We start from the raw sequence: 24303 nt of genomic DNA on the forward strand, positions 1-24303 counted from the left end.
GCAAACGCCGCTCTGTTTAGACGGTCTGAAATGAATCAGCTCCTTCGATTTCAGCACTTCGGAGTTTGCGCAAACTGCTGATGACCATGGGCAACACTACGAGTGTGAGAGTTAAATTGGACAATGGCACAGAAAGCCATATTCCTTCTACTCCAAAGTGCTGGGGCAAAACCAGCAGAAACGGGAGCTGTACAATCATATTTCCCGCTGAGACGAATAGTGCCTTTCCTCCCATACCTATTGCCATAAAGTAAACAGAAGCGGCAAATAGGAAACCATCCAGACATATCCCCAATAAATGCAATTGCACACCTTGCTTGGTGGCAGAGGTCAATGCTGGGTTTTCAGTAGTGAATAGCGAAATCGCAGCTTCGGGGAAGATGTTCAGCAGGATAGTGACGACAATACCCAAACCAACCGAAACCGAGAGTGCAAGCTTAACGGTATCTTTAATTTTACTAAACTGCTTCGCGCCAAAGTAAAAACTCACTGGGGGCTGCATGCCGTTGGCAATGCCTTCAGTAAAGTAATAGTAAATACTGGCGATGTACCCGACGATGGCAAAAGCAGCAACGTGGGTTGAATCGCCATAGTACATGAACAACTTGTTATGCAGAGCCATGACAAAACCAAAGTAAACGAACATGACTAAGGTTGATGCGCCAAGCTCGGTGGTGCGCCAGACCAACTTCCACTTAAACTGACCACCAAATACATTGGCTTCAGAATACTTACTCAGAAAGTACCCAAGGCTTAATAGTGTTGTGACAGCCTGAGCTATTAATGTGGCAATGGCGGCCCCTTTCAGCCCCAGACCAAGATGCGCCAGAAACAGGTAGTCCAGCGCGATATTCGTGAGTGCTCCGATTAAAATAAACGCCGTGGAAATGTTCGGGCTGTCGTCGTTTCGGACTAACATTGGAAGCGCGCTGGAAGCGATAGTGAGCGATGCTCCGATTGTAAATATATTCAGGCATTCAATTGCGAACTGTTTGGGGTCCCCATAAGCGCCCTGAATCTCCAGTGCCCATCCAGAAACAGAATAAAGAAATAATGAGCCCAGTGTTCCTGTCACCAGAATCATCCATAAACCAGTCTTTAGAGTATGATCCGCATCGGCGAGCTTACCTTCTCCCCGAAATTGCGAAACTATACTCCCGCCTCCCATGCCGATAAGCACCCCAATACCGGTGATAATGGCAACCACTGGAATCACCATATTGATGCCGGCGAGCCCATCTGATCCCACGTAGTGACCGACAAAGATGCCGTCAATGACCAGGTAAAGACCGTTCACCACCATGGCCAGAATAGATGGAATAGCATAGCGCCAGAAGGTTTTGCTTACCGATTGGCTGGTGTTGGAAATGGTGACTTCAGACATGATCACGTGCTCGATTATTCAATTTATTCTGACCATTGTATTGTTTGATTGGATAGATAAAAGTTATTATCTATCCGTTTTTCGGATGGATAAATGCAATGAACTGGACTCTGGATCAAATTGAAGCTTTTGTAGTGTCGGCGCAAAGCGGGTCATTTTCCGCTGCTGCAAGAAAGTTAGGAAAAGCTCAGTCGCGTATTAGCAGTGCGATAGCAAACCTGGAAGCGGATCTTGGGTTCGATTTATTTGATCGTTCTTCCCGATTTCCTGTGATTACGCCACTTGGTAAGCAGATGTTGGTGGATGCCGAAGCTTTGCTGCACCAGTGCCACAGGCTGAACAGCCGGGCATTAACCGCCTCATCAGGGGAACCGATTTCGCTCAAATTGTCAGTAGACGAAGCCATTCCGCTGGATGCTGCGCATTCCATATTTACAACACTTGGCGAACGCTTTCCGGATCTCAAACTCACGATTACCAATGGTTCTCGAGACGATATTTCAGCGGCTATTGCCGAAGAGAAAGCCGATATCGGGCTCATGTTCCGACATGCCGAGCTGCCCAGAGGTGTCGATTTTCAATCCATTGGGTACTTTGAAAAAGTGCTGGTTGTTGGAGAAGCGCACCCGCTCGCCAATCGAAAAGAAGTGTCATTGGCGGAACTTCACGGAGATCGCCAGCTTGTTATCTGTGATCGGGCGGGCGAAGGGGGAGATAAAGCGTTAACGCCAAACCATTGGTATATCGACAGCTATTACCTGATTTGCGATTTGGTCGCACACAATCAGGGGTGGGCAATTGTTCCTAAACACATTGCGGATACATCTTGGTTTACAGGTCAGGTTAAAGTGCTGGAGTGCAGAGATTCTTTCTCTGAAGTGATGGTAGAAATTGGGTTGGTTAAACGCACCGACAGCCCAGACAGTGAAGTAAGAACCTGGTTGATGACAGAACTGAAGGAGCTGTTGGAAAAGAACGAATAGAGCAACAATAAGAAACCAAAAATACCCTGCATGCGGGAAACCATGCAGGGCATAAAAGGCAGCTATAGATATTATTTCAGGTTCACACTGTACGAGATAAGCAGTTTCACGTCTGTGCGGTCATTGTTTTTCGGACCACGAGAAATGGAGTCTCCGTGATCGTAGTAACCGTGGAACATACGAACGTTCAAGCCCTTAAGCCCACCTTCCAGGAACTTGTAGCCAATGTTCCAGTCCAGTGATTTCATCGTCGCGTCGTATTCTTTCTTAGCGAAATCAGACATGACATTCGTACCGTAGTTAGCGCCTACACCAGCGGTTAGCCCCGGTACACCAAAGTCTGCGAAGTTATAGTTCATCGCAAGCTTCACTGCTCGTGTGCCATCTACGTTGTAGTCTTCAAGCTGAGAAGTGGTCTGCTGGAAATTACGGTTGTCGGAGTTCGCCCAAGGTGTCAGACGGAAGTTATAAGTGCCTTCCTGACCTTTTGTATCCGTTGCACTTAAGCCTGCGATCCAGGTGAAGTTGCCGCTTTTAATATTAGCGCCAACACCGACGTAGCTTTGTGCTTCCTGATCTTTAAGACCTGTCAGCTCAGTTTCGGCGCGGATACTGCCGTGGTAGAAACCGGTCAGGTTGACTTTAGCGTTGCCCAAATCAAAGCCGTATTTACCCAGAACCTGCCAGTTGGTGCGGTAATCTTTACCTTCACCGTAGCCTAAGTCGATCTGACCGCCATCAAACTTGTAGATACCACCAACGGTATGAATGTAGTCGATGATCTTACCTTGCTTGCCAGTCGGGTCTTGATTCTGGTGCCAGGTGGTTGTCATGTCGTGAAAGTTTTTACGCCAGTCATTTTTGAATTTATCGGCAATGGCATAGCCTACGACAAAATCACCAAAATGCGCTTTGGCTTCGACACCACGGTAGGCATGAGGGTTAAGCCCCCAGCTAGAACGAATGGTACCAATGTTGATTCGGGTGTAACCACCACGCAACGCGACACCGGTTTCGTCATCACCAAATTTTGCTTTTAGTGAAGCAACGGGCACTGCGACATAAGATTTTTCGCACGCTTTTCCGTCATACGACGGATTGCCTTCACAGGTGTGGTCATAGTACAGAATCTCGGACATGCCAGTTGTGTCGCCAACTTGCAAGTTGGTGTTTGCCCAAATATCAAAACCAATGGTGTCTTTGAAGTAACCAGAGCGGTAATCCCACGCTAGTTGTAGCGTCTGGTTTTCAATATTAGGGACGTATTCATCAGAGGCATTTTTTTGCTGACGATCTCGAATGTACAGGAAAGAATGAAGTTTGGATGTCGACTCTTCATAGAAAGCCTGCTTCGCTTCGTCTGCCAGATCGAGTGCCGCGGCACTTTGATTAAGGACGTCGTTAGGATCGTTATCGTCTGCGTGTACAGGGAATGCCGCCATTGCAACCAAAATAGAGGCACTGAGTAGGGAAAGGGGAGTTTTGTTCTGTGTGTTCATAACCATATCCATCAGTTATTGATTTTTTTGTGAATGAGTCACAGGGATATGATATAAAAACGCTGTTATTTTAAAATAGAAATGGTGTTTTATTTATGTTTCGTAAGATCTCGATCATAGTTAGATACTGGGATTAGAAGTCGATCACAATCTAATTGATGCGCGATTATAGATATGAAAAATTTTGGTAACTGTTTGAAAAAATAAAGTAATTATTTAGGTCTGGCGCAATTATGAAGAAGGTGGAGAGTGAGTCACATCACTTTTCATCAAAAGTGGAATTGGGCGGTTTTTTGTGATTTCTATCAATAAAGACCAGCCAGATTGCTGGTCTTAGACCTTGATGCATAGATGGTATTGCAGAGCTAAGTGACGGGTTCTCCAGCGCCGAGCTTCGACTGTTCACTATTTTCGACCAAAATCTCTTTCGCCGATTGTTTCAGCATTTGCCACTCTTGCTCGTCAACTTCTATGCCTTGTTCCCAAGCCGTTTTTTGTGAGCGAGACAGTTGCCTTGCTGAGATATGAATATCGTACTCTTCAGCTATATCCGAAAAGTCGAAGTCATCAATAGAGAGCACAACAGTCATATCATGAATCAGACTCGAATCCGCTGACACCTGCTTAGAGAAAAACAGTTCCGGCGAAATTCGTCCTTTATTCAAAATCAGCAACACCTTTTTGGGGTCAGAGCCATTTTCCCAATACGCTTTGCATGCAATGCCTTTGGAAGACAGCTTGACCAACTCGCTGTAGGCGAGCCAGCGATTGTGGCATCGGGTTAACCTCAGCGTAATTTGTCGATGTTTGACCATTTTCTGTAGTGCAAAATCCAGCACCGCAGGTAAGTGACAGGCAAGGCTTGAACCGTGAAGATCAAAACTAAGGTTATTGTTGCCAGCCTCACATACATCAACAGGGCTGTCTTTCTCTTTGTGCATGAATCGGCTGCCGTTGTTGAAATGCTTAATACCATTCAACCCAGCCATTTGCAGATCCACGACCATGTTGGCAATGATATCGGCTTCGCCACAGTTTTTCCGCATTCCCAGAAATGCTTTGGTGACGGTCGTAGACAGCTCATTATGAGAAACGATCATAAGTCTTCGCCTCCAGTACTTAAGCTTAGCGACGGCAAAGTCGGGAAAATCCATTCATCTTCGCTAATTTCATCAGTAAGTGGTGCGCCTTGAAAAAAAGTGACTCTTACCCAGCGATCAGACCTCGGGTCAAACTTGGTAGCGCCAAATATGGCCAATTTACAGCGAAGTAAGTGCATCGGTAATGCGTCCTTGTGCAACACATTCATTTGAATGTCACCCATCACTTTTTTCCCTAACGTGCAAACTCGGCGGGCAATCATGCGGTGCTCGGGGTGCTTAAGTGAAAACTCCGCCATCGAGATGGTTGGGTTTTCCGACCCTAAGGCGTAGTAGAGTTTGTTTACTTGCCGTCCTATATCAAGCGGCAGTTCTTTTTCCTGACCTGGTTCTTCACCTCGAATACCGAGCCTCGGCTCTTCCTTGTCTTGCGACCGATACCAAAACCAGTAATTGTTATTGCGTTGCGAGTAATCAGGGGCAATCGCCCATCGATAGCGTGTTTTCAGAAGGTCAATAAACTGCTGAACGGTTTTTCCTCCCTCCAGATTCAAAGACTCATCGCAATTCATTTGGTCTTGAAATACATCGACTTTTTCTGGGTAAACCTCCATCAGGCAGCTAATTAAGCACTCTTGAGCTTCCAGACTCAGATGACTGCTGTCTTCAAGAAATTGTCCCCAGCTTTGATTGCTGACAGAGGGGGAATCGATACTGAAGATAAGCTTTCTGAGTTCCTGAGCTGCTGTGGTGTTCATGTCGTGCTGAAGCACATCAATCGTGACAACTTGCTCTAAGTGGCAAATGGCTTTGTTCAGTAACCGAATAAGCTGTTTCTTACTTTTAGAATCAGGTGTCTGACACAATACTTCCGCCAGCGCCGATTCTCGCGCGGTTAGCCATTGGTCGACAATACATGGGTGGTTAATCAGGTATGGAGCCATGCCCAGACCTGTTGCATTTCCAACCCCGAGGTAGCGTTGAAGAGAGCGCTCAAGCTCTACGAACTTATCTCCACCCTGCAATTTAGCCAGATAGTGTACCCAGTCGATGCTGAATTCTCGCAACATGTAAACCGCACACATCTGAGCGCTGAAAGACTGCTTAAAATCCGGGTTATTTTCGAGCCGTTTGAAATCAGCAATGCCGAATTTTCCGTTCCCGTAAACCGCGGTGGTTCGTAAAATGTAGCCAACTTCTGCCAACTCAGTTAGCTCTGGCTGCAAGCCATTTGCCAGCTGTGAAACAACGTGTTCGAACACTCGCATGCTTTTATTGGCGCGTGCTAAGACCAACACGTTGTTAGGGTTACGACCTGCTTCCTGCAAAGGTACGTTTTCCCTAAGCCTTTTTAACAGTACTTGTGAAACGTCTCCATGCACTAAAGCAAAAGTGACATCCCATTTCTCGGCGATCACCCGGTCGTTGCGCTCGTCGTTTTTAATTTCGGTACAGAAAACCACTAAATGATAGACATTTTCTGGCGTCCTGAGCTGGTAAACGACGTGACCAAAACCTTGTGGGCAAAGCTCCCATAAGTGCCTCTTTATGCGCCATTTCTGTTTTGCCATTTTTCGGATCAATGTCCTGGCAAAACTGATCCGCGTTTGATGCATGGCACCTAAACGGTCAGGCGCCATGACGACATCCGGATTACGATATAGGGCAGAAAGGTGTGTAGAACGATGTGCATCCATTTTGCTCACCACCATATTGTTATAAGAGTATTTGGGTGGGCGCGAAGCCCACCAGTTATTGGATTAATTCAGACCTTGCTCTTTCGCGAGCTTCATCGCGATATGAGGGGCATTCCATAAGGAAGGCAGCAAGATCAAGGACACAGGCACCGCAGTGATCACAATGAAGGATTGCAAAGCGGATATCCCACCAGACCCCAGTGAAATGAGGATTAAAGCCGTCACCCCCATCATGATTCCCCAAAAGCTGCGAATAATGGCATTTGGTTCCGTTTCACCGCTGATCACCACGCTAATGGTATAAGTCATCGAGTCGCCAGTAGTGACGATGAAAATGGTGGTTAAAACCAAAAACAGAATTGATATAAACAGTGGCAAAGGCAACTGCTGTGTTACCGCGAGCAATGCTCCAGGCAAGTTGAACCCTTCAAATGCTTTACTGACACTGTCGGGATTAGCAATTTCAAAAGCCAGTCCTGAACCACCGACGATGGTGAACCAGAAGAAGGTGACCAGTGGCGCTACGATGCTGATAGTGGAAATGATCTGGCGAATGCTTCTGCCACGAGAAATGCGTGCAATGAATATCGCCATCATCGGACCGTACCCCAGGAACCAGCCCCAGAAGAATACCGTCCACCAGCTTAGCCAGCCCTCATCACCGCGGTAAGTTGCCATCGGAATGAAGTTGTCCAGCATGGTGCCAACGCCTTGAATGTAACCGTTAAAAATAAAGTTGGTGGGACCAAACAGCAGGATGTAAACCATCAAGGCACAAGCAAGGATCACGTTGAAACGGCTGAGCATCTGCATGCCGCGATTCAAGCCACTGATAGCAGACAGGGTATACAGTGCAATGGCAAACATTACGATGATCAACTGGGTTGTGAAACCATCAGGAATTTCGAACAAAACGTTAAGGGCATAGCTGACCTGCAATCCCAGAAAGCCGATAGGGCCAATGGTGCCCGCTGCTACAGCGACGATGCAGCAAGCATCAATCAAAGCGCCAGTTTGCCCCTTGAGTGCCCGCTCCCCAAGCACAGGGTAGAGGAGAATGCGAGGCTTCAGCGGCAGACCTTTGTCGTAATGCAGATGCATCACCACAATGGACGTCAGGCTACCGACAATTGCCCAAGCCAAGAAGCCCCAGTGCATAAAGGATTGAGATAATGCGTTAATCGCAGTCTGCTGAACGCTCTCCTGCGCACCATAAAGTGGTGGAGGGCTGACAAAGTGCGCGATCGGTTCTGCTGCTGCCCAAAATACGCCGCCTCCGGCAAGCAGGGTACAGAAGATGATGGCCATCCAGCGGAAACTGTTCATTTCAGGCTTCGCGATGTTACCCAGAATCACTTTGCCCGTTCGACCCGCTGCTAAGCCAAGACCAATCAAAAAGGTGAGTAAGAGCAGGAGCTGCCAGTAGGGACCGAACACTTTCACCGACCAGGCAAATCCAGCGTTGACCACCGAAGACAAGAGCTCGCCATCGAAAAGCGCAAGCGTAACGAAAAGTGCGATGAAACCACCGCTGTACCAGAGTGCCGGATTGCTTAAACCTAACGCGTCCGTTGCGTTTTGGCTGGTTTGGTTGGAAGCTTTAGGTGCGGTAGCCGCCCCAGAGTTTTTCAAGCTATTGGTTAGATCAGACATGATGCTGACTCCAGAAGTTTTCTTTGCCGCAGCAAAGGTGTATTTAACACCTGCCATTATGATTATTGTTATTAGGCAGGCTGTTCCTTGTTAGATAGACACTGGCTGACACGAAGCCGGTTACGTCATTGGCTCTAGCCCTTCTTTCAGAAACTGAAACCAGTTGTCTCCGAGTATTTTCCCTGCCTCGGGTTCTGTGAACCCGTGGCGCATTAATCCGTTATAAATGTTTTCCATACCTTCACTGCCCGCAAACCAGGGCAGTGCATCTGGCCAGCCTGCATTACTCGCCGAGCCTTCGCCATAATCCATGGCTTTTGACCAACGTCCGTTTCGCATCCACTCCAGTACCGATTGAGGCTGGTTAAGGCACAAATCTGAGCCGATAGCCAGGTGATCAACACCTGCTAAGTCAGCGGTTTTGGCGATCATCTGGCAAAAATCGTCCAGCGTGCAGTCACTGCCATTGGGTAAGTGGAATGGGTACAGGCTGAAACCCAGCAATCCACCACGTTCAGTCAGCGACTGAATCACGTGATCGGATTTATTACGCAGTGCTTTGTGCGCAAAGCTTGGGTTGGCGTGGCTGATGCAGATAGGGCGTTCAGACAGGTCGATGGCTTCCAGCGTTGAACGCTCGGCACTGTGCGACATATCAATGATCATCCCTACACGGTTCATTTCTTTGATGGCTTGCTTGCCAAATCGGGTAATCCCCGGGTCGTGCTGTTCATAGCACCCTGTGGCGAGCAGGCTTTGATTGTTATAGGTGAGCTGCATGATCAGCAAACCCTGACGCTTCATCACTTCGATTAAGCCGATTTCGTCTTCAATCGGCGAGCAATTCTGAGCGCCGAAAAGCACCCCCACTTTCCCGGAGGATTTGGCTTTTTCGACATCTGCCATAGTGTGAACGGGCATGATGAGATCGGCGTTAAGCTCGAACAATCGATTCCATTCCGCAAATCGTGTGAGGGTCTCACGCGTATTCTCGTGGTACACCAAAGTGGCGTGGACGGCGGTGATGCCGCTGGCTTTGAGAGTCTGAAAATACTCTCTGTCCCAGTTGCAGTACTGCAAGCCGTCAATCACTATCCTTTCCTGATACATACCGTGGTTTCCTATTTGGCTGCGCGTGCGAGAATCAGTAAGCACGCTGGTAAGCCGTCTTAACGACGGTATAAAACTCTTTGGCGTACTGACCCTGCTCACGAGGACCAAAGCTGGACTCTTTACGTCCGCCAAACGGCACGTGGTAATCGGTTCCTGCTGTTGGCAAGTTCACCATCACGCAACCCGTTTGCGCCTGTTGTTTGAACAGCGCGCTGGTGCGAAGGCTTTGGGTAATGATGCCGCCAGTCAGACCAAAGCGAGTATCGTTGGTGATGGCTATGGCTTCATCCAAGCCCGATGCTCGAATCACGCTAGCCATCGGTGCGAATACTTCTTCCTGGTTCACTTCCCACTGGTTTTTTGTGTCTAAGAATAGAGTTGGGGACATGTAGTAGCCTTCGTGTTTCAGGCTTAAACGCTCGCCACCAAAAGCGAGTTCCGCACCGCTTGCACGCGCTTTTTCTAACCATGCGAAGTTGGCTTCAAGCTGGTTTCCATCGACCACCGGACCCATGAAGATCCCGTCATCAAGGGCATGACCGACTTTTAATTCGCTCATGCGTTTAATCAATGCTTCAACATACTGATCGTGAATGCTGTCCATCACCACCAAGCGAGAGGATGCGGTGCACTTTTGACCCGCTCCCGAGAACGAACCCGCAATAGTCGCGTCAACGGCTGTCTGAATATCGGCATCGTCAGCAATGACCAGCGCATTTTTGCTGCCCATTTCTAACTGGCATCGCACAAAATTAGGTGCTGTAGCCGCAGCAACTTTGCGACCGGTTTCCACTGAACCAGTAAAGCTGACCGCATTAATTTCTTTCGAATTAATTAGGGTGTTCCCCACCTTTGAACCGCTGCCTAGGACTAAGTTGAAGGTTCCCGCTGGCAAACCCTGACGGTGAATGATTTCGGTTAGGGCAACGGCACTGGCAGGAGTAAGGTTGGCCGGTTTCCAGATGACGCTATTCCCGAACGCCAGTGCAGGCGCGATTTTCCAGGCTGCCGTTGCGGTAGGGAAGTTCCATGGGGAGATAATGGCAACCACACCCACGGCTTCACGTGTAACTTCAACCGAAACCCCTGGGCGCACTGAATCGGCTGTGTCGCCCATCTGACGCAGCACTTCTGCCGCGAAATACTGGAAAAACTGACCAGCGCGGTAAATTTCTCCTCGACCTTCTGCAAACGGCTTTCCTTCTTCACGAGAGAGCAACGTACCCAGTTCGTCGCAGCGAGCGATAAGTTCATCACCAATGGCTTGCAGCACCGATTGCTTGCGCTCCATGGGTGTTTTTTCCCACTCTTTCTGGGCAGTCTTGGCAGCGGCAATCGATTGTTGAGTTTGTTGCTCACTGGCTTGTGCGAATGTTCCGATGGTTTCGCTGATGTCCGATGGGTTGATGTTGGCAATGGTACTTTCACCCGATTGCCATTCTCCACCAATGTACAGGGCTTTTTCGTAGGGCAATGAAGTTGTCATGTTGAATCCTTGTTGTCATTCGAGTTATTGACCGTGGGTGGCAGACGCGTACACCACAAATTCCACCAGCATTTCTTCACGAGCCAGTCCGGCAACCACCATCGCCGCTCGATTTGGAAATGGGGCATTGAACTGTTCGGCATACACGCGGTTGACCGTTGGTAAATAGTCCCTGTCAGTCACGTAAATCAGTACCTGAAATACCGAATCGAGTGATTCCCCAGCGCATTCGAGTGTGTGTGCAAGGTTGGCGAAGGTTTGGCGAGTCTGTGCCTCTATGCCTCCTTCAACCACAGTACCTGTGTTGTCGATGGGGATCTGAGCTGTGTATAAAGTGCCGTTGCCGACAACTGCCCATTCCAATGGGGCTTTAGAAGCAAATAGCTCGGTTTTTACTGGGTGTTTTGCAGTTTGTGTATTCACGTTTCGAATCCAAGATGTAATAGAAATGTTTCTCTTTGGTTAAATATTGCACTTTGACAAGTGATAAATCTAACGGTAAATTTTTTACATTTGATAAATAAAATTTATCAATAGAGAAAAAACCAGACAGGGAAAGGCGTTAGAGGGCAAAGATGAACATTAAACTGCAACAATTGATGCATTTTTCGTACGTGGTGGAAGAGGGTGGTTTCAGGGCTGCTTCTCAGCGTGCCAACCGATCTCAGGCTGCACTGTCCACGTCAATCAAAGAACTGGAGCGAACACTTGGTCAACCTTTGTTTGAAAGCGGGAACAAGTCGACACTGACCCCGTTTGGTGAAATTTGTGTTCCAAAGATCACGCAATTTCTCAACGTTTACCACGCATTGGACAATGACTTGCGTGCCGCAGCGGCTGGGCAGCAAGGTCGGGTTCGTATCGCCAGTGTGCCGTCGGTAGCCGCCAAATTGATCCCGAGTGTGCTAGCAGCGTTCTGCGAACGTTTTCCCGATGTGGAAGTCAGCTTAATCGACGATAACGCGACTGGAGTGGAAGCCAGACTGATGTCAGGAGAAGTGGATCTGGCGCTGGGTAACTGCATGCATCTGGATGATGAATCTATGGATTTCACCCCTCTGATTTCAGACCCTATTGGCGTGGTGTGTCTGAAAGACAATCCAATTGCCTCCAATATGGATGGTATTGCCTGGGAAACTTTGTTGCAGCAACCCTTTATCCGTAATGGCACCTGTACTTTGCTTGAATCGACCCCAGCAAGGGTGCTCAGCCAAAAAGCGCTGTATTCAGTAGAAAACATCACGTCTCTGTTTTCCGTCTTAGAGTTAGGCATTGGCGTGACAACGCTTCCAAAGCTTGCATTTCCTACCAATGAAACGCGGCTGGTGTGGATCCCTCTTATAGACCCTCCTTTGCAGCGTGAGATTGGTATTTTCCGGCTGTCTGAACGCACGATTTCACCGCAGGCCAAGGGTTTTCATGATTTGTGTATCGAATATCTGAACTTTGGGAAAGGAGAGTCGGATAAACAATAGGTTACGTTTTGGTCTGATATTGATTTTAATATCAAAAGGCAATTTCTATTTACGAAAACCCGGTTTTATTCCATAGATATTCAATCCCCTGATGTGATGCATAAGAATGAATTTGCAAACATGAAGGAGATAACAATGGAAAAAACACCTTTTGCTCTACGTACCTTGGCTGCAAGCATCGCAATCGTTCTGGTGCCAACTCTTGCGGTAGCGGGAGCGTCTGCAGACGCAGCAGCGAACAGCGTCACCACGACTGCCAATAATAGCCAGCTACCAAGCCTGCCTAACTACACCAACAAAGAATACGCGGATGGCGGAAACGCGGAAGCGCTTCAGTACCAAGTCTTTAATGACCCAGATTTTTACAAACCTCTTGCCTATCTTGGGCACTACATGGGATTTGGATGGGCTGGCGGCACCAATTCTGGTTTCATTGGCGAAGATATGGAAGTGAAGCGAATTGATTCGAAAACGTATTCCATTAACGCTCGCTACAACAGCAATGACCCGCACGCCGATGGATACTGGGCGCATAAACGCTTAAAAATGAAAGTGAAAGACGTCAAACTGGTTACAAACCCTGCAGATCTGATTCTGGGTGAGCCAGAAGTGTACGACAGGGAAGCGCTCGCCACGGTCAATGCGATGGTCTATAACTGCGGGAACACCGAAGATACCGCCCCTGTCGATATTGGTTACAGTGAAACGACCAGTTGGTCAAAAACCGACAACTTCTCTTTTGGTCAGTCTTTAAGTGTGACCAACAAGTATGAAGTAGGCGTGCCATTGATTGGTGGAGCATCATCAGAGGTAAAAGTGGAGTTTAATGCTAGCCAGGGGTGGAATGAAACCAATGGCGATTCGACTTCCATTGACCAAAAAGCGCAGTACCGAGCTCAGGTTCCTGAAATGAGTAAGCGCTACATTACTCTGACCCTGTTTAAGCAGAAAGCAGACATTCCATATAACTCATTTGCTTATCTCAGCTATAACATTGACTACGAAGGTTTCCTTCGCTGGGGCGGTAATGCACGATCTGATCACCCAACCGATCGCCCGTATATTACTCACACGTTTGGTCACACCAATGGTCTTAACGGTCCACAACAAATCGCAGATGAGTATAAGTTCTCTTACATTGGAGGCTACAGTGGTTGGGACTGGCACTGGATGCGAGATGAATTTGGTCAGTCGAACTTGAACTGGGCAATTGGTAACGTGGCAAAACGTAAATATGGCGCGCCGATGTCGGGCAAGTTTACGACCGTGGATGGCAGCCAGTACAACATAACTGCCGGAGCTTCTATTCGTTTGACTCCAGAAGAGATTGCTACACTTGCGAATTGCAGTCAGCCGGTGAATAGCCGTATGGCTCGATTGCGTACTGCTGGTTCTCAGTTGGGGCTGAAAGTCGAGTCTATCGATAAGCATTCCGACGATAACACGGTTTCAAATATTACCATGTCGCTGGCAGCGCCTTTGACTATGTAAAATTGAAATAATTTGAATCCCAAATGACCTGAAGTGACTTCACCTCAGGTCATTTTTGCTTCTATCTACATGTCTTCTGTCACAAGCTTATCAGCAATTGGTTTATCGCCTGTTTCTTGTTTTGGAAATATTTCTTCTACGTGACTTTTTAAAAAATCAATAATGGTTCGGGTCGGTGTAGTGAGTAACTGTCTGCTGGGAAATATTAAACTGACATCCAGTGAGGGTAATTTTTTATGCGGCAATAATACGGTTAATTCGCCGTTGTTTACTTTCTCACGAATATTAAAATAAGGAAGAATTGTCATAGCATTCAATGAAGATATGGCGTTAATTGCGCACCTGTCGGAGTTCACTTTTAATATCACCTGATCTGAACAGACGTTATTTTCCATGAAGTTTTTATATAGAGAAAATTTAGACGCAACGTTTAAAACGATCGGTATTTTACTGATGTAATCGAGGTTGTTTTTTTGTTCTTCCGGAACCAAAGTACTGGGCGCAACCAGCATTCTTGGTATGCTGCCAAGTTTCACAGACACCACGTCCTGCTCGGTGACTTTTCCAATACGCAGTACTAAGTCGTAGCCCATACGAGAAATGGACTCGCGTGTGTCGTTTAAACTGACGTCCAACTGAATGTCGGGGTACAAGTTAATAAATTTCAGCAATACCGGGAACACAACGTCTTCACCAAAGCGACGCGGCAAGCCTAAACGGACATTGCCTTTCATTACGCTGTCCTGGCTGGGGGTCATCAATTCATGATAACCATGGAGAAGATCTCTGGCTTTCTGGTAGAAGTCGACGCCCTTATTGGTGAGCGAAATTTTATTTCCTTTTCGATTGAGCAGTTGGTATCCCACTTCCTTTTCAAGATACTGTACGCGTTTACTCACCGTTGATATCGATACTGAAAGTTGCTCAGCAGCGAGGGAGAAACTGTTGGCATTGACAACGGTAACGAATGCCTTAATTTTTAAAAATCTATCCATTTTACCAACTTAACGAAACACGTAGTTATACTCAAACCGCCTCAAGGTGCTAGTTTCAGCGAGAGTTGCTTGGTTTTCAGACAAGACATCGATTTGAAGATCTAGTGGCTCTAAATCTAGAATCGATAACGCAGTATGGAAGCCAAGCAAACTCGCCCTTGGGAGCGTATCTCCTGCCTCATTTCATCGTCAAAGAACTTGGAAAGGACTCGTCATTCCACTGCGTTCTTTTCCTTGAACTGAAACAGGAGATAACGCTCTGAATCCTGCATCTTGAGGTGGTTTGAGTATATTAAGTCTATTTTTATTGAGTCACTTAAGATTGAATAAACTGATGAATTATGTGGAGAACAATATTTGTCACTATTTGGACGAGGGTTAGAATTATATCTTTATTACTGAATGCAGTTTGTGATTCCCATTCTAAAAATGATTCCAGATTAGCTCATCGTGATTATTTGGAAATAACTTATTTAGACTAATCTAAAATATATTTTCCTGAATAATATTGATGAATTATTATCCTATTCAAACGGATTGTAATTAAAATAAAGGTTGACTAGCCCCTTCAGTTTTTCTTTTTTACATACAGTGTTCGTTTAAACAATGAAAAATTCAAAGGCGATTTAGAACTACTGGATCTTCAAATCGATGTCTTGCCTGAAAGCCAATTTCTCTCTTTTTTGTAAATAGGTCATTGAACCAAGCTCCTTTGGGTTACTTGGCTATATATGGATATAAAAGGTATTGATGCAATAACTTAATTAGTAAGTTAAAGGGTTAATTAATATTTAAATCAGTAGGTTAAGTCACAAATCTCTTGTTTCATCAGAAGCTAACAATGTCGTTATTCTCAAATATTACACTTTGTCATGTAGGGTTCAAACTAGTGAAACACAACTGTCACATATTCTTCCTAAAGTGAGCAGCGTTCAAGTGAAACACAACGGCGATGAATGCCACTTAAGGAAATTGTGATGAAAAAAACAGTAATCGGTGCATTGGCTCTACTAGGCACACTAACAGTAAACCCAGTTCTAGCTAAAGAAACTATCTCTGCTGTTGGTTCTAGCAGCGTTACTCCACTGATGGAAGTCTTCTCTGAAACTTACATGAAAACGAACGGAAACGTCTTCATTGAAGTTCAAGGTCCTGGTTCTTCTGCTGGCGTTAAAGCGGCGAAGAACGGCAGTGCAGACCTGGGCATGTCTTCTCGTAACCTGAAAGATTCTGAAAAAGAGCCAGCATTAAAAGAAGTAGTTGTTGCTCGCGACGGTATCGCAGTTGTTGTTAACCCGAAAAACGGTGTGAAAGAACTGACAGCCGCTCAGGTAACGGCTATCTACAAAGGCGAAGTCACAAACTGGAGCCAGGTTGGCGGTGCTAACAAGCCAATCGTTGCTATCACTCGTGACACGGCGTCTGGTACTCGTGGTGCATTCGAAGACATCATGAAACTGAAAAAGAAAATTGCAGGTAAGAAAGTATCGGCAATCTCTCAGCGCGCTCAGGTTGCAAACGGCAACGGTGCACTGAAAACCATGGTTGCAAGCAACCCATTTGCTATCGGTTACATCTCTCTAGGTACGGTTGATTCTTCTGTTCAGGCTCTGGCTATCGATGGCACAGCGGCAACAGTCGACAACGTGAAGAACGGTTCTTACAAAGTCGCTCGTCCATTCCTTGTTCTATACAAAGAAGGCAAACCATCGGCAGAAACTCAGAAATTCCTAGACTGGATGGTTGCTGCTGAAGCGCAATCTCTGGTAGCGAAGAAAGGCTACATCACAGTTAACTAATTAAAGCTGTACGAACACTTTGCTCAGCCCGCGAGGGCTGAGCGTTTTCCATTTCGAAACTTTCGAATATGAGTATTTTTTATGACCATCGCGATCAATAGTGAAAAGTCTATGAATGGCGAAAATGCATCAAAACCGCGTCAGCTTCGCAGACAAAAGCGTGTTGACTGGCGTGAACGCATTTTCCACTCTTTGTTTCTTAGCAGTGCCATTATCGGTATTGTTTCTCTTGCCACCATTGCTTACTTCATCTTTGCTGAAAGTATCCCAGCGTTTCAGGAAGCAGGCGTAACAGGCATCGTAACCGGGCAAGACTGGCTACCTCCAGCGCTATACGGTGTCGCAACCATGATTGTTGCATCGGTAGTATCGACCTTTGGAGCTGTGATTGTCGGTGTTCCTATTGGCGTTCTCACCGCGATTTTTATTGCAGAAATTGCACCGAAACGCTTGGCAGATATTATCCGACCTGCGGTCGAGCTTTTGGCTGGTATTCCATCTGTAGTTTACGGCTTCTTCGGCCTGGTCATCATCGTTCCTTTGATTCAGCAAGTGTTTAATGTACCTGCGGGTAACACCATTCTTGCTGGTATCATCGTGTTGGGCGTGATGATTCTTCCTACTGTTATCACGGTTTCAGAAACTTCGATTCGCGCCGTCCCAAGAACATACAAAGAAGGTTCTCTGGCACTGGGTGCATCGAAAATCTACACCATCTTTAAACTGCTTGTTCCAGCCGCTCGCTCCGGGATCATGACGGGCGTGATTCTGGGGATTGCCCGCGCTCTGGGTGAAACCATGGCAATCATCATGGTAATGGGTAACGCGCCAGCAATGCCTGAAGGTATTCTGGATTCTGCCCGTACCCTGACGGCGAACATTGCGATAGAAATGTCTTACGCAAGCGGTGTTCACGCAAGTGCACTCTACGCAACGGGTGTTGTGCTTCTGGTATTCATCATGGTGTTGAACGCTGTGCTTCTTTACCTGAACCGTGAGAAGGCGAAGTAATCATGAATAATAATCAAGCAATGAAGCTGAAGCAGGCACGCAATTTCAAAGACGGTGTGCTCAATACATTCGTATGGATCTCGGCAGCGTTAACCGTCGGGTTTCTGTTCTGGATCATCTGGTACATCTTGTCCAATGGCTTAAAACATGTTGATTGGGCATTCATTACCGACAACTACACTCGCACAGGCGACGAGCAGGGTATTTTCCCGATGATTGTGTCGACCATCTATATGGTTATCGCGTCCATCGCTGTGGCTGCTCCGCTGGGCATCATGACCGCTATCTATCTAACTGAATACGCCAAAGTCGGTAGCAAGCTGGTGAAAATTATCCGTTTCTGTACCGAATCGCTGGCGGGGATTCCGTCGATTATTTTCGGTCTGTTCGGTATGACGTTTTTCGTGGCGATTCTTGGCTTAGGCTTCTCGATTCTCTCGGGTGCGCTAACACTGAGTATTCTGATTCTGCCAGTGATCATCCGTACTACGGAAGAAGCACTGATGGCGGTGCCACAGACTTACCGCGAAGGCTCTTACGGTCTTGGCGCATCGAAAATCTACACTATCTGGCGCTTGATTTTGCCAAGTGCAATGCCAGGTATTCTTACCTCGGTCATTCTTAGTATTGGTCGTGTCATTGGTGAGTCTGCTCCTGTCTTCCTGACAGCGGGCATGGTTGCCCGTATTCCGGATTCTTTGCTGGATTCTGGTCGTACGTTAACCGTTCACCTATACAAGCTGACAACGGAGCTGTTCACCATTGAAGAATGGAATCAGGCTTATGGAACAGCCACTGTCCTTATCGTCGTGGTATTGGTCATCAACATGATCACCAAACTGATTGCAAAACGCTTTAACACTGCAACGTACTAATTCCACCGCAGCAGACTGACACAGAATTTAAGAATTGAGAGCAAGAAAAATGAACAAGTTTGATATTGAAAATCTAGACCTTTACTACGGCAGCAATCAGGCACTGAAAAGCATTAACCTGCCAATCCCTTCTCGTCAGGTGACCGCATTAATCGGTCCTTCGGGTTGTGGTAAATCCACCCTTCTGCGTTGCCTGAATCGTATGAACGATCTAATCGAAGGCGTGAAGATTGAAGGCAAGCTGGATATGGATGGCGAAAACATCTACGGCAACATCGACGTAGCGGATCTTCGCATTAAAGTGGGCATGGTTTTCCAGAAGCCGAACCCATTCCCGATGAGCATTTACGAGAACGTGGCTTACGGCTTGCGTGCTCAGGGTGTGAAAGACAAGAAGCATATCGATACTGTGGTTGAAAGGTCACTTCGCGGTGCAGCATTGTGGGATGAGGTGAAAGATCGTCTGAAGTCGCACGCGTTTGGTTTGTCTGGTGGTCAGCAGCAACGCCTGTGTATCGCTCGTACCATTGCAATGGAACCCGATGTGATTCTGATGGACGAACCGACTTCTGCACTCGACCCAATTGCCACCCACAAGATTGAAGAACTGATGGAGTCTCTGAAGCAGGACTACACCATTGTGATCGTGACGCACTCCATGCAGCAGGCGCGTCGTATTTCAGACCGTACTGCTTTCTTCCTGATGGGTGAATTGGTTGAACACGATGACACTCAGGTGATTTTCAGCCAACCAAAAGATGATCGCACGCAGGGTTACGTGAACGGCGACTTCGGCTAACAAACGGCTTTATCAGAACCGCTTTTACTGGCATAGACCTATAACTATAAGCGATGGTAACTCTTGCCCCTCCACTGGAGGGGCTTTTTTCTACCCTAACAGTTTGCGTTAGTTTTAATCTCTTCAATCAAGGCGTTAAGTTGAATTACGTATTCCTGATGACTGGCGAAAGGAACTTCAAAGTCTGTAAAAGCGACGCCCGCGGTAGCGCCTTCAATTGAAAATGAACTGGCGATATTCACCACAGCCTGCTGATCATCCTGATGGAGTATGTAGCCATCGGAGCGGATCTGCTTTATCTGAGACTGGATCTGAGCTTTCTGAGGTTCTGTCCAGTGAGCTATTCGGGATTCGATTTCTTCGTCATCCAGATCCGCCAGAAGTACCTGTCCAATGGACGACTGAGAGACATGGTAAATATGATAACCACCTAGCCCTTCTGCTGGGCTTTGACCTGCCTTTGCGTGGTACATATAGACCACCATATCTTTCCACAGGACTCCGATAGCCAGAGTGCGATCCGTGTAATTGGTTCGGATCGCAACGCTGGTGGCGCTGCGAAACAAAACCGAGCTATGAAAGCTTTGTGCCGCCAGCAAATGCACAGCAGGACCAGGCATGTATTTCTTCTGCGCATTCTGCTCTGCCATGCCGATGGATTTTAGCGTTCTGAGTAATCGGTTTACTCGGACGACGTTAATGTCCAGACGCTCTGCCAGCTCTTTGTTGCCAAGTGGGGAATCGCTGGTGGTCAGTTCCTGAAAACAGCGGATCCCATCAATTAAGCTTTGGTTTGGTTGTGACGACAAAGTACTTCTCCTCAAAATCAGGAAGAAGGCTCACGAATATTCGCAAGTCTTCTTCTGTTTCTAATCATGCCATTCCTTTGGCTTTATACTCAAGTAACCTCAACAAGCCCTAACCACCCGTAACCAATGCAGGAAGGAATAGTGTAATGGTCGGGACAAAGGTAATGATCAACAGCGTAATCAATATGGGCAGATAGAACGGAATGATCGCCCGTACTAATGCGCCATAACTCACCTTTGCGATGTCCATCATAATGAAAAGGATCACCCCAAATGGCGGGGTAATCGCACCAATCAACAGGTTAAAAATCATCATGACGCCAAACTGGGTTGGGTCCATTCCAATGGCTTCAACCAAAGGCAACAGTGTCGGGACACCAATCAGCAAGATGGCGGTGGTTTCCAGCAGCAGACCAGCAATCAGCAGCATGCCATTAATCATCAAAAGCAGAACGATAGGGTTGTCTGAAATAGCCAGCAACGCTTGCTGAAGAGTCGCTGGGACATTCAGTACCGAGATCAGCCATGAAATTGGCGCTGCGCAGGCGAGAATAAACACCAATGCACCAATGGTGTAAACCGTTGCTCTTAATGCATTAATGAAATTGCTGTAGGTGAGCTCTTTAGTGGATAAACCGAGTACCACCGCATAGATGGTTACGATAGCCCCTAATTCTGTTGGTGTTGCTACACCCGTCAGCAGACCGCCAATCAAAATGATGGGGGCGAGCAGACCGGGCAGCGCTTTCCACGCGGTATAAAGCACGTGCTTGAACGTGGCTCTGGGTTTTACCGGAGAATAAACCCGACCCGTTACCGACAAAAAGTAAATCAGCAACATCAGAATACCGCCCAGAAACAGCCCAGGGATGATCCCGGCTAAGAACAGTTTGGCAATTGATTCACCCGAAAGCACCGCGTAAATCACCATAATGACGCTAGGCGGAATGATAGGACCAATGATAGACGACGTCGCCGTGACCGCCGCGCTGAACGCTTTGTCATAGCCCGCTTTTTTCATCGCTTTGATTTCAATGGTGCCCAATCCGGCGGCATCAGCCGTAGCCACACCAGACATACCGGAAAACACAATCGAGGCGAGAATGTTCACATGCGCCAGACCACCATGTATATGCTCCACCAACGCGCGAGCAAAGGCGAAGATGCGATCAGTAATACCCGACACATTTAACAGGTTACCTGCCAGCACAAACAGGGGAATGGCAAGTAACGGAAAACTTTCCAGAGAGGGCGGAATACGCTGCGGGATGATTTTGAGACCAGCAGCCGAAAACAGTGGCATACCACCAGTCCATTTCTGGATAAGAATGAACACGACGGCGGCGGTTAGCATCGCAAAGGGAACGGGCATGCGCAGGAATATCAACCCGAACAGAATCGCTAAAAGTAGAAGTGCTTCCATAGTTAAACCAATGCCTCCTGATCCGCTTTGCGCTCAAACATAACGTCATAAGTGATGGACATACAGATGGAGACGAAGCAGTAGATCAAAGGGACCGAATTGTAGAACGCAATCGGAAAGTTCATCGGCAGTGAAATGGTACTGCGGCGTAGCTCGGTTTTAATGATTGGGCTGATGTGAAACAGCAGAGTAATCAGAGTGACCACAGTAATGATCGACATGATGATACTGAGCGCGCGAGCAATCTCCCCCTTGGGGAATAAATCGACAATGATGTGCCTTTTCTCTTTAGTCGCAACCGCAGCGGAAAGCAGCGTCAGCAGAATGAACATGATGGTGACGGCTTCCTCCATCCAGGCAATCGGCGCGTTAAAGAAAAAACGGGCAATAATTTGATAAGCAATGGTGGCAACAATAGCAAGGGTCAGAAACATGCACACAGCCATTTCAATTTTGCCCTGCCAGCTAATCAAGGACTTAAAGAATTTTTGCATTCGAAACTCCTGTGAAATGCATGGGTACGGGCACGCTCAGTTCGGTCAGAAGAAGCGTGCCCTTTGTAGTTATAGTTTCTGTACCGCTTCAAATAAGCCTTTTTTCCACAGACCCTGATCTTCCACTTTGCCTACGGCTTTCAGTGCCGCTTCGCGCAGAGGAGCTGAGTCGTATTCATTGATGGTGGCACCAGCCGCCTTCATCTTAGAAAGCACCTGCTCTCGGCGGTTAGTCGCATCATCGTATGCCCATCTGGACGCATCCTTGGCAGCCTGAACCAGAAGCTTTTGATGCTCTGCAGACATGCTGTTGAACTTGTCCTCATTAAAGACAATGGTCGATGTTGCCCAGACGTGGTTAGTCAGGTAGATGTTAGGAGCGACTTCATGAAAACGCTGAGCAACAGCAGCAGTTGGAGGACCTTCCGCTCCGTCGACAATGCCGGTACTCATAGCCAGATACACCTCGCCCCACGCCACCTGAGTTGGCTGAGCACCTAATGCTCCCCATAGCTCAAGGTATGACTGGATTTGCGGGATACGCATCTTTCTGCCTGTGAATGCACCATCTTTACCAAGTGGTTTCACAAGGTAAGCGATACGAGGCTCAGTAGGACCGGCAGAAAGGACACGGATGCGATCTTCTGTGCGCATTTCTTCCGTTAGCCCCTGAAACAGCTCGCTGTCGAAGAAGTCGAACATATGCTGACCGTCGCGGAACGTGAAGCCCCAGGTCAGGATCTGAGTATCGGGAGCATACGAAGACAGCCACGCTGCGGCGGTTCCCAACGCATCGACAGAACCAGAGGCAATCTGATCCATCACCTGCGGTGGTGTCCCTAATTGTGTACCCGTAATGTAATTGACTTTGATTTTGCCGTCAGAACGCTGTTCAACCAGCTCAGCAAAGTGTTTGTTCATCTCGTCCATTGGTGAACCAATGGAGTCGGCGTTAACAAGAACGAACGTTTCAGCGGCAGCAGAAAAGGCTGCTGATAATGCTAAAACTCCGCCCAGTAGTGTGGATTTCATATTCATAATCTTCCTTAATCGTTGTGAACACGATATGCCTATTAGGTTTACCTGCATAAAGGTCAGCAGACCCTGTTGAGAGCGGTAAACGTTATGGATTTCAAACGAGTAGTTTCAAATTCTCCTTGTTTCACTATCGGTTATTTCTGAAAGGTTTGCTTTCAACTTATTGTTATTTGTTCTGCGCAACTTCTTTGAGCATCGCGCTAAAGCTGTATTGGGGTTGATAGCCCAACATCTGCTTGATCTTTTTGTTACTGGTCACGTAGCGAATCGCTTTACCGGGCATGTAGACATTGGTTACCGGTAACCCAAGCTGGTCAGCGATTTGAGGCACATCCTTGTCGAACTCGACCACGTCATCAGGTTCCAGATTGAACACCTGATTCGCTGCGTTTTCGTGAGTGGCTGCCAACAAGACCCCCGCCGCTGTGTCTCGCACGTCACAGATGTGCATCATGTAAGGTTTGTTGTCTTCTTCACCATACTGAATGATGATTTGCTCCCCCTTGTCTGCCAACGGTTTCAGCTTGTCTGCTACCTTCTGATTTCCGAAGAATTCCAGTTGCCTGATCTTCCCACTCAGGAAGAAACGTGCACCAGAAAAGAAAGAGTTGGGGTCGATGAGCTCGTCAGCCGACTGAGTATGAGGGAAACGAAGGACGCAGGTTTCCAGCCCCTGCAGCTGGTAGAAAGCCACCAGATCTTCGCCTAACTTCTTAGTCAATCCATAGAAAGAGCTGGGATTGCGGGGGTGATCTTCGGTGATCGGTAAGAACTTTGCGTTGACTTCCGGGTAGACTTCTCCGGTACTGGCAAACACAAAACGCTTGATGGTGTTCTTTTGGCTGGCTGCTTCAAGCAACATCTGCGTGGCGGTAACATTCGCCTGATACATGGCACTGTTGTCCTGCTTCCGCCAAGACATAAACGCTCCGATATGAAGAACAATTTCAACGCCCTCCATCGACTGATTCAATAACTCTGGGTCACTGAAATCTGTCTGAATGTGAGTGTATTGCTCCGCCTCTAAGCGGCTTTCCTGCAAATCCAGCCCTATGACCTGATTGCCTGAATCCAGAAGCTGCTGTGCGAGTACCGATCCAATCCGACCTGAAGCACCTGTCACAAGATACGTTGTCATCCTAATTCCACCTTTTTAATTTCTGTTCTTTTTAGCCTAGA

The 24303-nt window shown here is 47.3% G+C and carries 21 protein-coding genes; 7 read left to right on the plus strand and 14 right to left on the minus strand.

Annotated elements, in window-relative coordinates; all coding sequences use genetic code 11:
* Positions 1-16 precede the first annotated feature (16 nt).
* Positions 17-1384 (minus strand): MATE family efflux transporter, encoded by a 1368-nt coding sequence (locus tag QMG91_RS19300; RefSeq protein ID WP_281831534.1) that lies wholly within the window; start codon positions 1382-1384, stop codon positions 17-19.
* Positions 1385-1482: 98 nt separating this feature from the next.
* On the opposite strand from QMG91_RS19300, the gene QMG91_RS19305 reads away from it, so the two are divergent.
* A complete protein-coding gene (locus QMG91_RS19305; protein WP_281831535.1) occupies positions 1483-2367 on the plus strand; it encodes a LysR family transcriptional regulator in 885 nt (294 codons plus the stop codon).
* Between the two features lie 71 nt (positions 2368-2438).
* Here the strand turns inward: QMG91_RS19305 and QMG91_RS19310 are convergent, their stop codons facing one another.
* From QMG91_RS19310 to QMG91_RS19340, 7 genes are all read right to left on the minus strand, one after another.
* On the minus strand, positions 2439-3866 hold the full coding sequence (locus QMG91_RS19310; protein ID WP_281831536.1) for an OprD family outer membrane porin: 1428 nt from the start codon (positions 3864-3866) through the stop codon (positions 2439-2441).
* 365 nt (positions 3867-4231) lie between these two features.
* Positions 4232-4966, minus strand: a complete 735-nt coding sequence (locus QMG91_RS19315; RefSeq protein ID WP_281831537.1) for a DUF3726 domain-containing protein — start codon at positions 4964-4966, stop codon at positions 4232-4234.
* Positions 4963-6663: a hypothetical protein gene (locus tag QMG91_RS19320; RefSeq protein WP_281831538.1), complete on the minus strand. Its 1701-nt coding sequence runs from the start codon at positions 6661-6663 to the stop codon at positions 4963-4965. Before QMG91_RS19320 ends, QMG91_RS19315 begins: the two co-directional genes overlap by 4 nt.
* Before the next feature lie 63 nt (positions 6664-6726).
* Positions 6727-8316 (minus strand): BCCT family transporter, encoded by a 1590-nt coding sequence (locus tag QMG91_RS19325; RefSeq protein ID WP_038142778.1) that lies wholly within the window; start codon positions 8314-8316, stop codon positions 6727-6729.
* Positions 8317-8436: 120 nt separating this feature from the next.
* Positions 8437-9426 (minus strand): membrane dipeptidase, encoded by a 990-nt coding sequence (locus QMG91_RS19330; RefSeq protein WP_022595796.1) that lies wholly within the window; start codon positions 9424-9426, stop codon positions 8437-8439.
* 34 nt (positions 9427-9460) lie between these two features.
* Positions 9461-10915, minus strand: a complete 1455-nt coding sequence (locus QMG91_RS19335) for an aldehyde dehydrogenase family protein (protein ID WP_281831539.1) — start codon at positions 10913-10915, stop codon at positions 9461-9463.
* A gap of 24 nt (positions 10916-10939) precedes the next feature.
* The gene (locus QMG91_RS19340) at positions 10940-11338 is read right to left on the minus strand and encodes a RidA family protein (protein WP_281831540.1); all 399 of its coding nucleotides are present in this window, start codon (positions 11336-11338) and stop codon (positions 10940-10942) included.
* A gap of 152 nt (positions 11339-11490) precedes the next feature.
* Between QMG91_RS19340 and QMG91_RS19345 the strand changes: the two genes are divergently transcribed.
* Positions 11491-12390 carry a LysR family transcriptional regulator gene (locus QMG91_RS19345; RefSeq protein ID WP_223099306.1) on the plus strand — a complete coding sequence of 300 codons (900 nt, stop codon included), beginning with the start codon at positions 11491-11493 and terminating at the stop codon, positions 12388-12390.
* A gap of 135 nt (positions 12391-12525) precedes the next feature.
* On the plus strand, positions 12526-13881 hold the full coding sequence (locus QMG91_RS19350) for an aerolysin family beta-barrel pore-forming toxin (RefSeq protein WP_281831541.1): 1356 nt from the start codon (positions 12526-12528) through the stop codon (positions 13879-13881).
* Between the two features lie 65 nt (positions 13882-13946).
* On the opposite strand, the gene QMG91_RS19355 is transcribed toward QMG91_RS19350, so the two are convergent.
* A complete protein-coding gene (locus tag QMG91_RS19355) occupies positions 13947-14876 on the minus strand; it encodes a LysR family transcriptional regulator (protein WP_281831542.1) in 930 nt (309 codons plus the stop codon).
* A gap of 977 nt (positions 14877-15853) precedes the next feature.
* Here QMG91_RS19355 and QMG91_RS19360 point away from each other — a divergent pair.
* The 4 genes from QMG91_RS19360 to pstB all read left to right on the plus strand — a co-directional run bounded on the left by QMG91_RS19360 (position 15854) and on the right by pstB (position 19360).
* The gene (locus QMG91_RS19360; protein ID WP_022560697.1) at positions 15854-16675 is read left to right on the plus strand and encodes a phosphate ABC transporter substrate-binding protein; all 822 of its coding nucleotides are present in this window, start codon (positions 15854-15856) and stop codon (positions 16673-16675) included.
* 81 nt (positions 16676-16756) lie between these two features.
* The gene (gene pstC / locus QMG91_RS19365) at positions 16757-17686 is read left to right on the plus strand and encodes a phosphate ABC transporter permease subunit PstC (RefSeq protein WP_004403859.1); all 930 of its coding nucleotides are present in this window, start codon (positions 16757-16759) and stop codon (positions 17684-17686) included.
* A gap of 20 nt (positions 17687-17706) precedes the next feature.
* Positions 17707-18561: a phosphate ABC transporter permease PstA gene (pstA, locus tag QMG91_RS19370; RefSeq protein WP_038125012.1), complete on the plus strand. Its 855-nt coding sequence runs from the start codon at positions 17707-17709 to the stop codon at positions 18559-18561.
* A 49-nt stretch (positions 18562-18610) separates the two neighbouring features.
* A complete protein-coding gene (gene pstB, locus QMG91_RS19375) occupies positions 18611-19360 on the plus strand; it encodes a phosphate ABC transporter ATP-binding protein PstB (RefSeq protein ID WP_004403855.1) in 750 nt (249 codons plus the stop codon).
* Between the two features lie 95 nt (positions 19361-19455).
* Here the strand turns inward: pstB and QMG91_RS19380 are convergent, their stop codons facing one another.
* From QMG91_RS19380 to QMG91_RS19400, 5 genes are all read right to left on the minus strand, one after another.
* Entirely contained in the window at positions 19456-20169 is a 714-nt protein-coding gene (locus QMG91_RS19380) for a helix-turn-helix domain-containing protein (protein WP_281831543.1), read from the minus strand.
* 109 nt (positions 20170-20278) lie between these two features.
* Positions 20279-21592 carry a TRAP transporter large permease gene (locus QMG91_RS19385; protein WP_004403850.1) on the minus strand — a complete coding sequence of 438 codons (1314 nt, stop codon included), beginning with the start codon at positions 21590-21592 and terminating at the stop codon, positions 20279-20281.
* A 2-nt stretch (positions 21593-21594) separates the two neighbouring features.
* Complete coding sequence (locus tag QMG91_RS19390; protein WP_004403849.1) at positions 21595-22086, minus strand: TRAP transporter small permease; 492 nt, start codon at positions 22084-22086, stop codon at positions 21595-21597.
* Between the two features lie 69 nt (positions 22087-22155).
* A complete protein-coding gene (locus tag QMG91_RS19395; RefSeq protein WP_022560700.1) occupies positions 22156-23124 on the minus strand; it encodes a TRAP transporter substrate-binding protein in 969 nt (322 codons plus the stop codon).
* A 166-nt stretch (positions 23125-23290) separates the two neighbouring features.
* Positions 23291-24262 carry an NAD-dependent epimerase/dehydratase family protein gene (locus QMG91_RS19400; RefSeq protein WP_281831544.1) on the minus strand — a complete coding sequence of 324 codons (972 nt, stop codon included), beginning with the start codon at positions 24260-24262 and terminating at the stop codon, positions 23291-23293.
* Positions 24263-24303: the final 41 nt, after the last annotated feature.

The sequence above is a fragment of the Vibrio nigripulchritudo genome, assembly GCF_027924785.1.
Classification (GTDB): domain Bacteria; phylum Pseudomonadota; class Gammaproteobacteria; order Enterobacterales; family Vibrionaceae; genus Vibrio; species Vibrio nigripulchritudo.